The sequence below is a fragment of the Streptomyces sp. ISL-66 genome (genome assembly GCF_018614135.1).
Lineage (GTDB): Bacteria > Actinomycetota > Actinomycetes > Streptomycetales > Streptomycetaceae > Streptomyces.
This window is the reverse complement of record NZ_JAGGOW010000029.1, coordinates 1-15,697: the sequence shown is the minus strand read 5'-3', so window position 1 is coordinate 15,697 and position 15,697 is coordinate 1. Positions and strand designations below refer to the sequence as shown.

Genomic DNA, 15,697 nt, shown 5'->3' with positions numbered 1-15,697 from the left:
TGGGCCGGCGGGCTGCTAGCGGGTGGTGCTGTCGCGCTTGATGGTGGGTACGGGGGTGTGGTGCCGGGGCGCGAGCGCCTCGTACGAGGCTGCGAGCGCGGGCGCGGCGGTCTCGTACGTCTGCTGCGCCACGCCGACGAAGAGGCAGTCGACGACGAGGAGTTGGCTGGTCCGGCTGGACATTGCGGCCGGGCGCAGCTGGGTCTCGCGGGCGGCGGAGGTGGCCAGTACGAGGTCGGCGTAGTGGACGACGGGGGCGTTCGGGCGGCCGGTGAGCGCGAGGGTGGTGGCGCCGCGCTCGAAGGCGATCCGCAGGGGCTCGATGACGTCGCCGGTGCCGCCGGAGTAGGTGATGGCGACGGCCACGTCGCCGGGGCGGAGCAGGACGGCGGTGGTGACGGCCAGGTGCGGGTCGTTGTGCGCGTGGGCGACGAGACCGATGCGCTGGAGCTTCTGGGCGAGGTCCTGGGCGACGAGGCCGGAGGCGCCGACTCCGTAGATCTCGATGCGGCGGGCTGCCGCGAGGGCGGAGACGGCCGAGCCGAGGGCGGCGACGTCGAGGCCGGCGGCGGTGTCGGCGAGGGTCTGCGCCTCCTCGTGGGCCAGCTTGGCGACGACGTCCGCGAGGGAGTCGTCGAGCGCTATGTCCACGGTGACGGCGGGCGCCGCGCCGGACTCCTGCTGCGCGGCGAGGGCGGCGAGCGCGAGGCGCAGGTCGCGGTAGCCGGGGTAGCCGAGGAGGCGGGCGGTGCGCACGACGGTGGCCTCGCTGGTGCCGGTGCGGGCGGCGAGGTCGGTGACGGTGAGCGCGGCGCAGGCGGCGGGGTCGGCGGCGACGGCTTCGGCGACGGCCTGCATGGAGCGGGTCATCGAGGGGCCGAGGCTGCGCACGCGGGCCCGCAGGGCGGCGGGGGCGGGGACGGGAGGTGCGGGGACGGGGGGCGCGGGGACGGGGGGTGCGGGTGCCGACTCGGGGTCGGTGCCGCCACTGCCACCCGTACCACTCGTACTAGGACCAGTACCAGTACTCCTACTACTGAAGGCTTCTTTCACATGCTTGCTCACGTCTGAAATCTATTTTCAGTCCGGGCGGGCGTCAAGACGCCACAAGGCACCTCACAAGGGTGCGTACGCCGGCGGTCAAGAGGACCTTCGCCACTTGGCCCGCGCGGGTCCACAATGTGTCCATGGACCACGCGACCCCTTTGGAACAGGCGCTGCACGCCGCCCGCGCCCTCGTACTCGCCGATCTCGTCGCGGGCGAGGCCGCCGAAGCCGATGTCGTCTCCCTCGTCGAGGACTCGGTCACGCACCGCCGTTGGTGGGTGGAGCAGTGGCCGGAGGGTGTCGACTACCTCGCCGGACTCGTCGCCCAGGACGTGAAGGACGCGCTGCTGCAGAAGCACGGGCGCTGGCCGCTGTGCCCGGTCTGCAACCACGGCGAGCCGCACGCGCTGGACGTGGAGCCCGAGCTCGGAACGGACCCGCAGTGGGTGTGCTCGGAGGCCGGCGTGCGGGTGGCGCCGGTGGGCGGGCTCGGACCGGTCTTCGGCGGGCGCGTCGAATGAGCCGCCGGTGACCGTGTACATCGACCCGCCGACCTGGCCGGGCCACGGCCGGATGTGGTCGCACCTGGTCAGCGACGTCTCGTACGAGGAGCTGCACGCCTTCGCGGCATCGATCGGCTGCCCGCCCAAGGCCTTCGAGCGCGACCACTACGACGTGCCCGAGCAGCGGTACGCGGACGCGGTGGCCGCGGGCGCGGTCGAGATCGGCAGCAAGGAACTGGTCCGCCGCCTGACCCGGGCGGGCCTGCGCCGGCCGAAGGGACGCCCGGCGTAGGCCCTGCGGGGTGCTCGGCTAGACCTTCCCGGTCGCGGCCGTTAAACCTTCTCGGTCGCGGCCGTCAGCGGCGGCGTCGACGTGGCCACCAGGCGGGTCCGGGCGGGGGTGCGGCGGTCCAGGCGGAGGGACACGAGGCCCAGGGCGATGGCGGTGACCGTCATCGCGGCGCCGGCCCAGGCGGTGGCGGAGAAGCCGTAGCCGGCGTCGATGACGGTGCCGCCGAGCCAGGGGCCGCCGGTGTTGCCGAGGTTGAAGGCGGCCGTCGTCGTCGCCCCGGCCAGGGTCGGGGCGGCGCCCGCGACGTTGAACATGCGGGCGTTGAGCGCCGGGGCGGTGAAGAACGCCGAGAAGCCGATCAGGAACGAGAGCCCGATCGCGGCCGCTGCCGTGGAGGCCAGCAGGGCCAGCGCCGCCAGGAAGACGGTGGAGGCGGTGATCCCCCAGAGCATCACGCCGAAGAGGTGCGCGTCGGCGATCCGCCCGCCCAGGGTGGTGCCCAGCAGCGCGCCCACCCCGAAGAGGCCGAGGATCCACGGCACCCAGCCGGAATCCAGCCCGGCCACGTCCGTGAGCAGCGGGGACAGGTAGCTGAACGCGCAGAACACGCCGCCCGCGGCGAGCGCGGTGACGCCGATCGACAGCCAGACCTGGCGGTCGCGGTAGATGCGCAGCTCGCGCGAGAGCGTCGGCTTCTCGGCGGGCAGCGGGATCCGCGGGATCAGGGCGAGGATGCCGGCGAGCGCGATGGCGGAGGCCGCGCCGACCGACCAGAACGCGGAACGCCAGCCCAGGGTCTCGCCGAGGAACGCCCCGGCCGGGACGCCGAGGACGTTGGCGATGGAGAGCCCGCCGATCATGACGGCCATGGCGCGCGCCCGCTGGTGCTGCTCGACCATGGCGATGGCGACGGCCGCGCCGACGGCCCAGAAGCCGGCGCAGGCGAGTGCGGAGACGATGCGGGAGGCGAAGAGCAGCTCGTACGAGGGGGCCAGCGCGCCCGCGACCTGCCCCAGGCCGAAGAGGCTGATGAGCGAGACGAGGGTGGTGCGGCGGGGCAGCCGCAGCGTGGCGACGGCCAACAGTGGCGCACCGATGACCATGCCGATCGCGAAGGCGGATATGAGCAGGCCCGCCTGGGGAATGGTGACGCCCATGTCATCGGCGATGGGCGGCAGGAGCCCGGAGAGCATGAACTCGCTGGTCCCGAGTGCGAAGACGGAGAGGCCGAGGACATAGACGGCGACGGGCATGCGGGCGCGGGTGCGTTCGGCTGCAACGGGCATGAACTACATCAACCGTCGCCGGCGTGATCGGATTCCCCCCGTTTCGTATCAGGTGTGTGAAATGAGCCGCTCGAGCTCCGCCGCCAGGTTGGCGCGGGCCGGGGCCTCCCAGTGCGCGGCCCCGTACGGGGTCCGGAAGAGCCGGGGCAGGGCCAGGAGCTGGCGCAGGACGGCGGCGCGGCCGTCGCGGAAGGCCCCGTCGGGGACGAACCCGTACTCGGCGCGCACGGCCGCCGCGTACGCCGCGTACTCGGCCGGGGTGCCCGCGAGGACGGCGAGGTCCGCGTCGCACAGGACCTCGCCGTTGGTGTCGCCGGGAGCGGGGTCGTGGGTGACGGTGAGGCGGACGAGCCGGGCCACCTCGGCGGTGGTGGCCGCGTCGATGCCGAGCTCGGGGAGGGCGCGCTCGGCGAGGGCGGCGCTGCGCTCCTCGTTCTCGGACCGGTCGGGACGGTAGACGGCGTCGTGGAACCAGGCGGCGAGCTCGATGGCGGCCGTGTCCGGGGCGGCCGTGTCCGGGGCGGCCGGGTTCGGGGCGGCCGGGTTCGGGGCGTCCGCGTCGTCCGCCGTGTGCGCGGCGAGTACGTCGATCCGTGCGAGTACGTCGGCCAGGTGGGCGGTGGTGTGGAACTTGCGCTGCGGCTCCGCCCAGGCCGTCAGGAGGCGGTCGGCGTAGGGGGCCGGGTCGCGGTCGGCCGGGGCCCCGGCGGCAGTGGTGGCGCTCTGCCAGCGGGCGCGGAGCTTCTTCTCGCGATGCGTCGCGTCGGATGTCATGCGCACATTGTGGTGGTGGCGTGATGGTGCTGGTGAAGCGTGGGTGAAGGCCCGTACCCTGGATATTGGACTAGACCTATTTCCATTACGGGACTAAGGATGGGATTACATGAGCAACCGTGCGCTCCTGGAGGTGATCGCCCTCGACGTGGAGGACGCGGTCGCGGCCCGGGCCGGTGGGGCGGACCGACTCGAACTGGTCACCGACATGGCCGCCGACGGGCTGACCCCGTCGCGCGAGACCTTCGCGGCGATCAGGGAGGCGGTCGACATCCCGCTGCGCGTGATGCTCCGCAGGGCCGACGGCTTCTCGGCGGGCTCCGCCGAGGACCTGGAGCGGCTGGTCGCGGAGGCGCGGGCGCTGCGCGCGGAGGGCGCGGAGGAGTTCGTGCTCGGTTTCCTGAACCCGGACGGCGGCCTCGACCTGGCCGCCGTCGAGGCGCTCCTGGCGGAGCTCGACGGATGCCGGTGGACGTTCCACCGGGCGATCGACCGGGCCGGCGACCGGGACCAGCTCCGCAAGGCGCTGGCCGAGCTGCCCGGCCTGGACACGTACCTGACCGCGGGCTCGGCGGCCGGGGTCGGCGAGGGTCTGCCGGTCTTGCTGGCCGAGGCGGAGGCGGCGAAGGCGGGGGCGCCCGGCTACGAACCGCGGATCCTGGTCGGCGGCGGCCTGGCGCTGTCGCACCTGCCGGTGCTGTGCGAGGCGGGCATCGACGCCTTCCACATCGGCGGCGCGGCCCGTCCCTCCGGGTGGGGGCGGCCGGTCTCCGCGGCCGCTGTCGCGGACTGGCGGGCCGTCCTGGGCTGAGCCGGCCCTTCGCCTGCCGAGCCGGGCCGGGCCGCGCCTCAGACGCCGGCGGGGCTGGATTTGGCGCCGCGCCGGGCCCGGGCCTTACGGGTCCGGGCCGGCCCGGGGAGGGTTGGGTCAGGCCAGGGCCGCCGGCAGCGGCGCCGCATGGACGAGGGTCAGGCCCGATACGGCTCGGGTGAGGCAGACGTACAGGCGGCGCAGGCCGGTGCGTTCGTCGGGCTCGCCGCTGACCACCGCCGACGGCTCGTCCAGGACGACGTAGTCGTACTCCAGACCCTTGGCCAGCGACGCCGGCACCAGCGTCAGCCGCGCCCGCGCCGTGGTCTCCTCGCCGGGCGAGAGGTACGGGAGCCCCGCCGCGGCCAGGGCCTGCGCCAGCTCCGGGATCCGCGCGTCCGCCGCGATCAGGCCGATCGACCCCTCGTGCGCCAGCGAGGACCGGCAGGCCTCGATCACCGAACCGGTGAGGTCGCACGACGACGCGACCGGCGTGACGACCAGCGAGCCCGGGGTCTCGCGGACCGAGGAGACCGGGGCCAGGCCCGGGGAGATCGACGGGAGCAGGCGGGACGCGTAGGCGATCACCTCGCGCGGCACGCGGAAGCCCGCCGTCAGCTCCTCCAGCACCGCGCCCGGCTTGCCCAGGTGCCCCAGCGCCTCGTCCCAACTGCGCGTCGCCCACGGGGTCGTGCCCTGCGCGAGGTCGCCGAGGACCGTCGCCGAGCCGGTCGTGCAGCGTCGGCCGACCGCCCGGTACTGCATCGGCGAGAGGTCCTGCGCCTCGTCGAGGACCACGTGGCCGAGCGAGTGCGTGCGCTCCACCAGGTCCGTGGCCTCGTCGATGAGGACCAGGTCCGCCGCCGACCACTTCGCCGACTTCACGCTGCGCGGCGGCTTGGCCCACAGCAGCAGCCGCTGTTCGTCCCGCGACAGGATCCCCTCCGCGTGCGCCGCCAGGAACTCCGCGTCGGAGAGGAGGCGCAGCACCAGCTTGGCCGGTTCCACCAGCGGCCACACCGCCTTGACCACGGCCTTGACGGCCGGGTTGCGGGCCACCGCGTCCTGGACCCGGTCGTCCGGGGCCTCGCCCGCCTGCTCCATCCGTACGAGGACCGCGTGCGCGATCCGCTGCGGGAGGGCGTCGCGCGCGGCGCCGTAGCGGATGTCGCGGTTCTGGAGCTCCGCGACGATCTCGGCGATCTCGTACGCCGGCACGCGCCAGCGGCGCGACCCGCGGACGACCATCAGCGGTTCGACGGGCTCCGTCACGTGGGAGTGGACCGCGCGGCGCAGCACCTGCGCCATCCGGGCATCGCCCTTGACGACGGCGGTCGCGGCGGCGTCCGTGCCGCCCACCTCCGTGCCCGCGCGGGTGACCAGGTCGTCGACCGTGGCCTGCTTGACCTCCAGCTCGCCCAGGGCGGGCAGGACCTGCTCGATGTAGTGCAGGAAGGAACGGTTCGGCCCGATGACCAGGGTGCCGGTGCGGGCGAGGCGGTCGCGGTGCGCGTAGAGGAGGTACGCGACGCGGTGCAGGCCGACGGCCGTCTTGCCGGTGCCCGGGCCGCCCTGCACGCAGATCGAACCGGACAGGCCGGAACGGACGATCTCGTCCTGCTCGGGCTGGATCGTCGCGACGATGTCGCGCATGGGGCCGACGCGCGGCCGCTCGATCTCCTGCTGGAGCAGCTTGCTGACGGCCGTCGTCTCGGCGGGGTCGCAGAGGTGCTCGTCCTCGTACGCGGTCAGCTCGCCGCCCGTGTAACCGAAGCGGCGGCGCAGCGAGACGTCCTGCGGGTCGGCCTTCGAGGCCCGGTAGAAGGGCTGGGAGACGGGTGCGCGCCAGTCGATGACCATCGGATCGCCGCCCGCGTCGTGGACGTGGCGGCGGCCGATGTAGAACTGCTCGCCCTCCGCGCCTTCGGCGAGCTCGGCGCCGGGCGCGTGCAGGTAGTCGAGGCGTCCGAAGAAGAGGGGGGTGTGGGCGAGGTCCGCGAGGGCCTTGATGCGGTCGTCGATCTGGGCCTGCAGGACGATCGCGTTGACCCAGTTCGCGGTGACGTCGCGGATGTCGAGGGCCTCGACGTCCTCGCGCATCGCGCGGAGCGCGGACCGGGAGTCGGCGAGGTGGGCCCGCTCGCGGCCCAGGGGATCGGCGGCGCCGTCGGTGTCGGCGTCTGTCTCAGCCTGTGCGCCGACGTCTGTGTGTGCGTCTGCGTCTGAGGTGCCGTACGTGTCTGTGGGGACGTCTGCGTGGGCGTGCGCGGGCACGGAACTGCCTCCTGCTGCTTCAAGGGTGACTGCGTGATGCGGACGGACAGACCCGCCGGTTTCCGTCCGGCGGGCGGCTCTCCCCGGTACGGCAGCGGGAGGCGGCAAGAGCGGAGATTGTAGTCACCGGGCGCGTGGCGCGCGAACGAATATGACGACGGACGGGGCGGCTCCGGCCCGGAGCCGCGCACCAGGTCGGAGGTGCCTTCCCCCGATGCCCCCGAACGGGTGCCGTAGGGGTGCCGCTCGGCCGCCTCCTCCCTCGGGTAGAGCTCGTGGGGGGACGCATGAGCCGGTAGTCGTAGGCGGGAGGCCCGCAGGCTCCGACCCGCGGGCGATGTGCCGGGCGGGGCGAAAAGCCACCATGGATCCATGAGCACCGCAACCTTCATCCCGATCCAGGGCGCGCGCCCCGGGGGCACCTCCCGGCCGAAGGCCACAGGAGCCACCGCCATCTCCGACTCCCGGTCCCGCCACGGCGTCGGCGGCTTCCTGCGGGCAGCCAAGGTCTTCGCGGCGACCGCCGTGAGCGTCGTCGTCCTCGGTGAATACGCCGAGGACGCGGGCGTCATACGCCGCTGACGCCCTACCCCCCCGGCTGCGCCGCTCGCGCTCGGCGTGCTCTGCGTCGTCCCGGCGTCTCCATGGCCGACGGGCTCGTCCACGGCCTCTCCGCCGCCGAGTGGAGTCCGCCCGCCTCGTCCGTCAGTCCGCGGCCAGCAGCTCGTCCGCGTCCATGATCCGGTAGGCGTAGCCCTGCTCGGCCAGGAAGCGCTGGCGGTGCGCCGCGAAGTCCTGGTCGATGGTGTCGCGCGCGACGACCGAGTAGAAGCGCGCCTCGTGGCCGTCCGCCTTCGGGCGCAGGACGCGGCCCAGGCGCTGCGCCTCCTCCTGGCGGGAGCCGAAGGTGCCGGACACCTGGATGGCGACCGTGGCCTCCGGCAGGTCGATGGAGAAGTTCGCGACCTTCGAGACGACCAGCACGCTGATCTCGCCCTCGCGGAAGGCGTTGAAGAGCTTCTCGCGCTGCGTGTTGGAGGTCTCGCCCTTGATGACGGGCGCGTCCAGGTGCTCACCGAGCTCGTCGAGCTGGTCGATGTACTGACCGATGACCAGGGTCTGCTCGCCCGCGTGCTTGCGCACCAGCGCCTCGGTGACCTTCCGCTTGGTGGCGGTGGTCGCGCAGAAGCGGTACTTCTCCTCCGTCTCGGCGGTCGCGTAGGCGAGGCGCTCCGAATCGGTGAGGTTCACCCGGACCTCGACGCAGTCCGCCGGGGCGATGTAGCCCTGCGCCTCGATCTCCTTCCACGGGGCGTCGAACCGCTTCGGACCGATCAGCGAGAACACGTCCGACTCGCGGCCGTCCTCGCGCACCAGCGTCGCGGTCAGGCCGAGGCGGCGGCGCGCCTGGAGGTCGGCGGTGAACTTGAACACCGGCGCCGGCAGCAGGTGCACCTCGTCGTAGAGGATCAGGCCCCAGTCCCGGGAGTCGAAGAGCTCCAGGTGCGGGTAGATGCCCTTCCGCTTCGTCGTCAGGACCTGGTACGTGGCGATCGTGACCGGCCGGATCTCCTTGCGGGTGCCGGAGTACTCGCCGATCTCCTCCTCCGTCAGCGAGGTCCGCTTGATCAGCTCGTGCTTCCACTGGCGGGCGGAGACGGTGTTCGTGACCAGGATCAGCGTGGTCGCCTTGGCCTTCGCCATCGCACCGGCGCCGACCAGGGTCTTGCCGGCGCCGCAGGGCAGCACGACCACCCCGGAGCCGCCGTGCCAGAAGCCTTCGACGGCCTGCTGCTGGTAGGGGCGCAGCGCCCAGCCGTCCTCGTTCAGGTCGATCGGGTGCGCTTCGCCGTCCACGTACCCGGCGAGGTCCTCAGCCGGCCAGCCCAGCTTGAGCAGGGTCTGCTTGATCTGCCCGCGCTCGGAGGGGTGCACGGCGACGGTGTCGGCGTCGAGCCGGGCGCCGACGAGCGGGGCGATCCGCTTGGACCGCAGGATCTCCTCCAGCACCGGCCGGTCGGTGCTGGTCAGGACCAGCCCGTGGACGGGGTGCTTGGAGAGCGTCAGGCGGCCGTAGCGGGCCATGGTCTCGGCGATGTCGACGAGCAGCGCGTGCGGGACGGGGTAGCGGGAGAACTCCACGAGCGCGTCCACGACCTGCTCCGCGTCGTGGCCGGCGGCCCGCGCGTTCCAGAGGCCGAGCGGGGTGATCCGGTACGTGTGGATGTGCTCGGGAGCGCGCTCCAGCTCCGCGAACGGCGCGATGGCACGGCGCGCGGCGCCCGACAGCTCGTGGTCGATCTCCAGGAGGAGCGTTTTGTCGCTTTGGACAATCAGTGGACCATTCACGCGCGGCGCCCCGTTTCACTCAGGTCAAACCTCCAGTGTGCCGTACGCCGGCGGAACAAACGAGCCGCGGGACGGCGTGTGTCCGTCGTTCAGCCGCGAGGAGGGTTGTCAAACGATGCCGGGACCTCGTCCGCCCAGTATTCGTGGGCGAGGTCCTTGGCGGTCCAGCCGTGGCACGCGATTCTCGGTGCGCCGTGCTCGTCGGCGAAGGGCAGGCAGATCGCGAAGTTCCGCCTCTCGTCGTGAGCCATCAGCGTGAGGAAGCGGAGCATGGACTGTTCCACCCCGCGTACACAGACGTCGGCCGAGTCCTGATAGCGGAGGGTACGAAAACTTTCGGCGTGCGGACGTGAATAGAACAAGGGGAAGGCGCCCGTGTCGTTGTCGCGCTCGGTCCCTGAGGCGTTCCGGGGGTCGTTCGGATCCGGAATCAGGCACCACTCTCCGGTGGCTTCCCCGTTCTCCTGCCTCATCAGGGTCCAGAAGGGCTGTCCCACCGCGGACTCCGCCGGGCAGGCGATCGGGGAGATCATGGCGGCGATCACATTGCCGAGGTGGGGAAGATCCCCTCCGGCGTAGTGGACGATTCCGTGGTCCTGAAGGTACTTGCGCGCGGCGGGCTGGAAGCCGCTCTTCGAAATGAAGATCCCGATGGTGCTGGGCAGATCCCTGATCTTCCCGGCGAAAGCGATGGCGTCGTCGCGTTCCACGGGACGACGGGTGTCCTTGCACTCGATGGCCACCCTGTGGTGGAGACCTGCCACATCGAACTCGTAGAAGATGTCGATGTTGTAGGAGTTTCCGTGGTTGTCGAAGACCGTCGCTCGCCTAGACACCGAGATGTTTCGCCCCTGGGCTCCCAGCAGGGTCTGATAGACGAACTGGACATAACTTTCGAAGGATTCGCCCGTATTCTTCAAGAGTGCTCCGATCGTGAGGCAGGGATTGCGCGCTCTTCGATCTCCTCCATGAGGAGCCGCAGAGTGAGCGAGTGCTTTTCCGGTGGCAGGGCATCCAGCGCGCCCCGCGCGTAAGCGGTCCCACCGGATACGTCGCCGGAGCGGGCAAGCATGAGGCCACGGTGCATCTCGAGATGAGTCGCGAACCGAGGCAGCTCTGCGGGTAGTTCACGCCGCGCCGCTTCCTGTGCCTGAACTGCCCCTTGTTCGTCACCCAGGCGGGCCAGGAGGAGCGACAGGAAGACATTCATGCGCCACCAGGGCACGGCGTAGTCGCTGGTCTGCTCGTAGGAACCGGCCTTGTCGAAGATTCGCCGGCCGTCCTCGGCGAGCTTGAGTGCCGTGGCTCGGTCACCTCGAAGCGCTGCGGCGTGAGCCTTGCCCATTACGGCGTTCAGGAGGCCCAGAGAGGGCCGTTCCGATATGGCCAAGGCCTGGTCCGCGAGCACATCGGCGACTCCCAACGATGCCCCCTCGTAGCCCAGGGCGATAGCAGCACGTCCACGCACCCACACTCGTGCGTCATCGTCTCCGGACTCGTCTGCGGCTCTCGCTGCCATCCGGTACCAGTGGACAGCTTTGGAGCCATCCGAACCCGGAAACGTCTTGGCGTACAGGGTCATCAGACGGGAGGCGACCGACCACAGCCGGGGGGTGTCTAGCTGCTGCTGGACGACGACGAGTTCACCACTGATGCGACGCTGAATGTCGGCAGCCCCAAGGCTCATGTATTCCGTGCCGTAGGTGGTCAGCTTGGCCTCCCAGGCGTCCACTGAGGGCCCGCCGGAGAGTCGGGCAGCGAATCCTGCGGACAGCAGGTCTGAGGCCACGACAGGGGCTATGGCGACCCCTGCCACGTCGGTGAGGAACTCGCGTCGGTCCACTTGGCCTTCCAGGACAGCTAGGGGCACGTCGAGCGTGGCGGACAGCGCGGCAAGGTAGAACGCGCCGGGCGTCACCTTGGAACGCTCCCAGTTGCTCACGTACTCCCGCGTGAGCGTGGTGCCGTACGCCGTGTTGATCGCTGACGCTAACCGCCCCTGGCTCCACCCGCGAGCCTTGCGGAGATCACTGATCAGTGCCCCGAGTTCCATGGGCTCAGCCTGCCACCCGGAGTGCCACTAGACAGCCCTCTTTCCTTCCGCCGGCTGGGGTTGCCACTAGGGATCTCACTAGGCCGTGCAATTGGAGGGGCCGATGGTTAGAGCACGCTCGATGGGCAACGCAGAGGGGTGCGGCATGGTGGCGACGGCACAGCGGCTTTGGGTTCAGGTGCCCCAGCGGGACCCCTTTGAGCGGCCTGACGCGGAGCCCCACCCCGGGTGCGATGTGTGCGCCGCCCTGGTGAACCAGCGGGCCGCGTATCGGAGCGAGCGCAACGCATCCGGGGTCACTGACTGCAATGTGGAGATCCGGCAGCACCCGCACCCGGGACGGAAGCGGTGACCACCGTCATGCGGTACGTACAACACCGCATCACCTCTCATCCCACCGGGGAGATCAGCGTGTCGGCGCAGTGTCTCGACCCTGATTGCCGATGGGCGTCAGCGGTGATCCCGGACGTGGCCGCCGTGGACGTGGCGTGCCTGTCTCACACGGGCCGTACGGGTCACCCCACGTTCGCGAGGAGGTACGAGGACGTGGCCCTTGTGACGCGCGTCGAGTAGCCCCTTGAACGGCCCCGTCCGGCGCCGGTTAGCGGACAGCCGGGCGGGGCTTCCCGCTCAGCTCCCCGGCGGGCTAAGTATGTGTATCGGGCTTGATCGAATGGACAATCAGTGGACCATTCACGCGCGGCGCCCCGTGTCACTCAGGTCAAACCTCCAGTGTGCCGCATCGCCACTTGATCGGGAACATGCCGCTCGGACGGCTTCGGGGGCCGGTGGCCTCAGGCCCGGCCGGCGGCGAAGGCGAGGATGGCGGGGGCGGCCTCGCGCAGGGTGGGGAAGTGACGGTGGCTGCCGGGGGGCGGGGTGGGGGTGTTGACGGACCAGACCGTCATGCCCGCGCTCAGCCCCGAGCGGATGCCCGAGGGGGCGTCCTCGACGACCAGGCAGTCCCGCGGATCAGCGCCCAGGCGCCGGGCGCCCAGCAGGTACGGGACCGGGGACGGCTTGCCCTCCGCGACGCAGGCGGCGTCGACGAGGACCGGGGCAACTGGCAGGCCGGTGCGGGCGAAGCGGCCGCGCACGCGGTGTTCGTAGTTCGAGGTGACCAGTCCCCAGCGGGCCGGGGGCAGAGCGCCCAGCAGCTCGGCCGCGCCGTCGAAGGCCTCGTAGACGCCGCTGCGCACGTCCTCGTCCTCCAGCGCGTGGAGCGCGGCCAGGCACGCCTGCGGGTCCTGGTCCGGGGCGACGGCCGCGAAGGTCTCCAGCGGCCGGGTCCGCAGCGCCACCGCGTGGACCTCGTCCGGATCCAGGCCGTACCGGACCGCCCAGGTAGCCCAGACCCGGCGCTGATTGGCGACGGCGTCGATGAGCGTGCCGTCGACGTCGAACAGGACGTACCGGGGAGCGGGGGCGAGAGCGGGCACGGGCGGGGACCCGGCCGTAGATCCGGCCGTAGATCCGGCCGTGGATCCGGCCGTGGATCCGGCCGTGGATCCGGCCGTGGATATCTCGGTGGATCCGTCCGCTGATTCGAATGTGCTGGTCACGACGGGATCATGCCAGGCCCCGCAGCGGCGGCTGATCGGTAGGTACTCGTGCCGGAGCACGACGCGCGGGAAGCGGGACGGCGCGGGGGTCCGGCACATGGTGTGCCGGACCCCCGCGCCGTCGTCGGAGGGTGGGACTAGCCGCGGACGGCCTTGCGGCGGCGGGCGCCGAGCCAGGCGGCCGCTCCGCCCAGGGCGATGAGTGCGGCGGCGAGGGCGGTGTAAAGGCCGGTGTTGGAGTCGGATCCGGTGTGCGCGAGGGAGCCGGTCGCGACGGGGGCGTTCGCCGCGATCGGGGTCGTGGAGGCCACCGGGGTGGTGGTCGTGGAGCCGGTCGGGGCCGGGGTGGTGGGCGCGGGGGTGGCCGGAACCGGCTTGGTCGGGGCCGGGCTGGTCGGGGCCGGGGTGGTGGGCGCGGGGGCGGCGGGGCCGAGCGAGAACTGCTGCGAGTTCTCCACGAAGCTGAAGACGAGACCCTCGGTCAGGTGGACCTGGGCGGTCGCCTTGGCCTTGGTGAGCTTCTTGATCTGGGACTTCGGGCCGAGCTTGAGCTGCACGTACGTGACGCGGTCGCCGGAGGCGGCGCCGAAGCCCTTGGGGATGACCGGCATGTTGACCTCGCCGTGCGCGACCTTCACGTCCTTCCACTGGCCGTCGACCCTGACGCGCGCCTGGAGGTCGGCCTTGTTCCGGTCCTCGTCGGGCAGGTCGACCGAGAACCAGGTGCCGAGGGCGGAGTTGAACTCGCCGTCGCCGGTGACCGAGTAGCGCAGGGCCATCATCCGGCAGTCGTCACCGCCGTTGACCTCGCAGGGGCCGAGCTGCTCGAACGCGGCCTTGAGGGTGCCGGGCTTCGTCGCCGGGCTGGTCTTGAAGGTCAGGGAGGGGACGTCGCCGCTCGGGTGGCTGTAGTTCGGTACGGCCAGCGTGAAGTCGCCGTTGACGGTCGGGTAGCTCGCGCCGAGGCCGATGGTGATCTTCCAGGTCAGCTTCCCGCCCGCGGGGATCTCGAAGGGCTCGAACTCCTTCGGGCCGGTCGGGTAGAACATGCCCTGCCAGCCGCCGTCCTGGTGTCCGATGCGGGCGGTGGTCGCGGGGGCGTTCACCGCTTCGACCTTGAAGGACACGTCGCCGTCCTGGACGGGGCTGTTGCCGGTGTGGTCGAGGATCGCCCACGGGTGGTAGGCGGAGACCTTGTCCGTCGGGTTGGCCACCGTCAGTTCGAAGGTCTGCGCCGCACCGCCGCGGGTCAGCGGGCCGCTCGGTACCGGGGCGGTCATCGTGGTCTTCAGACCCGTGGAACCGTCTTCGCTTCCGGCCGCGTGGGCCGACAGCGGCATCAGGACGGTACCGGCGATGGCGGCGGCGACGACGGCGGCGGAGGTGTTGCGGAGGGCGGCGGTGCGAGCGGACATGGTGGACTCCCCCAGGAATCTTCAAGATCAGATGGCAGTGGCGGCCGAGAGGCCGAGAGGCGGAGCGGAGGATGAGCGGCCGAGCGAGGTGTGGCCAGGGGGCACCTCCCGGCGGTAGCTGGGGGAGGTCGAACGCCTGGCGTGTGGTGCGGTTCTCGCTGGCGGTCCGGTTGCTTTCCCCCCGGTCGCTGCTGCGATGAACTGATCTTCACACGGAGCGCGTCTCCGACCCGTCGTCGGAACGTCACCGCTGTGCAACAGCGGCAGTTACGCGCCATCTGACCTGCGGAAACGGAACCACTCGACCTGTTTGGCCCCAGGGGCGTCGATGCCGGGGAGCCCCGGACTCCCGCTAGACCTGATCCTCCGCCAGTTCCGCGACGCCCGTGATCCGGTGCAGGGCGTACGTCCGGACCTCGTCCGCGGTGTGGTCGTAGCCGGTGACGAAGCCGCCCTCCACCCGGACCGGGGCGATGACCCGCTGGCTGGCCGCCCCGTCCGCGTTGACGTAGCCGATCCACACCGCCGAGCCGGTCAGCGCGGCCGCCTGCACCGTCGCCAGGGTCTCCGCCGCGCTGGTGCGCGGGAGTGCGCCCGCCGCGCCGCCGGCGGACCCCGAAGTCCCGGAGGCCGCAGGCTCCTTGCGCACCGCCGTCGCCGCCGCGTCGCCCGCTCGGATGGCCCGTAGCGCCGCGCCCAGCAGGGTCGCGTCCGGCACCGGCGGCCCGTCCGGGACGGGTACGGGCGCCGAGCGGGCCGGCGTGCGGTGGGCGTCGGCGCGGGAGACCAGGACGTCACCCGTACGGGATTCCGCGGCCGGTGCGTACCCCATGCCCCGCAACCCGTCCAGCAGCGCGCCCGGTTCGGCCTGCGCCGCCAGCACGGTGGGCGCGAGGCGGCGCAGTCCCAGGCCCGCCGAGCGCTTGTCGGCCAGGATCTCGTTGAGCATGCCGTCGTCGTCGCAGCGCACGTAGGAGGAGGCCGCGCCGACCCGGAGGTGGCCGTGGCGGCGCGCCACGTCGTCGATGAGGTACGACAACGGCTGCGGCACCGGGGTGCGGCTGTGCTCGGTCAGGAACGCCTGCAGGTCGACGGCCGTGTGGCCGGCGTCCAGGGCGCGGCGCACCGAGCCGGGCGTGAAGCGGTACACGGTGGCCCCGCCCTTGGACTCCACGTCCGCGAGCACGGCCAGGACGTCGGCGAGCGCCCGGCGCAGCGGCCCCGGGGCCACCGCCGTCAGGTCGGCCTGGAGCAGTACGTGGTCCACCGGCTCGGGCAGCAGCGGCGCGAGCAGCGGCGCCGGGTCCCCGCCCGCCAGCAGGGCGCGGCCG

The 15,697-nt window shown here is 72.0% G+C and carries 14 protein-coding genes; 4 read left to right on the top strand and 10 right to left on the bottom strand.

What is annotated here, in order from left to right; genetic code table 11:
- Positions 1 to 15: 15 nt before the first annotated feature.
- Positions 16 to 1,065 (bottom strand): MurR/RpiR family transcriptional regulator, encoded by a 1,050-nt coding sequence (locus J7E97_RS05620; protein WP_215022968.1) that lies wholly within the window; start codon positions 1,063 to 1,065, stop codon positions 16 to 18.
- A 122-nt stretch (positions 1,066 to 1,187) separates the two neighbouring features.
- On the opposite strand from J7E97_RS05620, the gene J7E97_RS05615 reads away from it, so the two are divergent.
- Positions 1,188 to 1,568 (top strand): hypothetical protein, encoded by a 381-nt coding sequence (locus tag J7E97_RS05615; RefSeq protein WP_215022966.1) that lies wholly within the window; start codon positions 1,188 to 1,190, stop codon positions 1,566 to 1,568.
- 7 nt (positions 1,569 to 1,575) lie between these two features.
- Positions 1,576 to 1,842, top strand: a complete 267-nt coding sequence (locus J7E97_RS05610) for a DUF4031 domain-containing protein (protein ID WP_215022964.1) — start codon at positions 1,576 to 1,578, stop codon at positions 1,840 to 1,842.
- A 41-nt stretch (positions 1,843 to 1,883) separates the two neighbouring features.
- Here the strand turns inward: J7E97_RS05610 and J7E97_RS05605 are convergent, their stop codons facing one another.
- Complete coding sequence (locus J7E97_RS05605) at positions 1,884 to 3,095, bottom strand: Cmx/CmrA family chloramphenicol efflux MFS transporter (protein ID WP_215023118.1); 1,212 nt, start codon at positions 3,093 to 3,095, stop codon at positions 1,884 to 1,886.
- A gap of 81 nt (positions 3,096 to 3,176) precedes the next feature.
- A complete protein-coding gene (locus J7E97_RS05600; protein ID WP_215022962.1) occupies positions 3,177 to 3,902 on the bottom strand; it encodes a hypothetical protein in 726 nt (241 codons plus the stop codon).
- Positions 3,903 to 4,011: 109 nt separating this feature from the next.
- On the opposite strand from J7E97_RS05600, the gene J7E97_RS05595 reads away from it, so the two are divergent.
- Positions 4,012 to 4,713 carry a copper homeostasis protein CutC gene (locus J7E97_RS05595; protein WP_215022960.1) on the top strand — a complete coding sequence of 234 codons (702 nt, stop codon included), beginning with the start codon at positions 4,012 to 4,014 and terminating at the stop codon, positions 4,711 to 4,713.
- 117 nt (positions 4,714 to 4,830) lie between these two features.
- Here J7E97_RS05595 and J7E97_RS05590 read toward each other — a convergent pair whose 3' ends face one another.
- Positions 4,831 to 6,987 (bottom strand): ATP-binding domain-containing protein, encoded by a 2,157-nt coding sequence (locus J7E97_RS05590; RefSeq protein WP_374224115.1) that lies wholly within the window; start codon positions 6,985 to 6,987, stop codon positions 4,831 to 4,833.
- 372 nt (positions 6,988 to 7,359) lie between these two features.
- On the opposite strand from J7E97_RS05590, the gene J7E97_RS05585 reads away from it, so the two are divergent.
- Positions 7,360 to 7,569 carry a hypothetical protein gene (locus J7E97_RS05585; RefSeq protein ID WP_215022958.1) on the top strand — a complete coding sequence of 70 codons (210 nt, stop codon included), beginning with the start codon at positions 7,360 to 7,362 and terminating at the stop codon, positions 7,567 to 7,569.
- Between the two features lie 123 nt (positions 7,570 to 7,692).
- Here the strand turns inward: J7E97_RS05585 and J7E97_RS05580 are convergent, their stop codons facing one another.
- The 6 genes from J7E97_RS05580 to J7E97_RS05555 form a co-directional block, all read right to left on the bottom strand.
- Entirely contained in the window at positions 7,693 to 9,336 is a 1,644-nt protein-coding gene (locus tag J7E97_RS05580) for a DNA repair helicase XPB (RefSeq protein WP_215022956.1), read from the bottom strand.
- Between the two features lie 89 nt (positions 9,337 to 9,425).
- Positions 9,426 to 10,256 carry a restriction endonuclease gene (locus J7E97_RS05575; RefSeq protein WP_215022955.1) on the bottom strand — a complete coding sequence of 277 codons (831 nt, stop codon included), beginning with the start codon at positions 10,254 to 10,256 and terminating at the stop codon, positions 9,426 to 9,428.
- Positions 10,253 to 11,389, bottom strand: a complete 1,137-nt coding sequence (locus tag J7E97_RS05570) for a helix-turn-helix domain-containing protein (RefSeq protein ID WP_215022953.1) — start codon at positions 11,387 to 11,389, stop codon at positions 10,253 to 10,255. Before J7E97_RS05570 ends, J7E97_RS05575 begins: the two co-directional genes overlap by 4 nt.
- Positions 11,390 to 12,183: 794 nt before the next feature.
- Positions 12,184 to 12,828 carry an HAD-IA family hydrolase gene (locus tag J7E97_RS05565; RefSeq protein ID WP_215023114.1) on the bottom strand — a complete coding sequence of 215 codons (645 nt, stop codon included), beginning with the start codon at positions 12,826 to 12,828 and terminating at the stop codon, positions 12,184 to 12,186.
- 260 nt (positions 12,829 to 13,088) lie between these two features.
- Positions 13,089 to 14,366 carry an LPXTG cell wall anchor domain-containing protein gene (locus J7E97_RS05560; RefSeq protein ID WP_215022951.1) on the bottom strand — a complete coding sequence of 426 codons (1,278 nt, stop codon included), beginning with the start codon at positions 14,364 to 14,366 and terminating at the stop codon, positions 13,089 to 13,091.
- A gap of 352 nt (positions 14,367 to 14,718) precedes the next feature.
- The coding region (locus J7E97_RS05555; protein ID WP_215022949.1) for a helicase C-terminal domain-containing protein at positions 14,719 to 15,697 on the bottom strand (979 nt) is incomplete at its 5' end.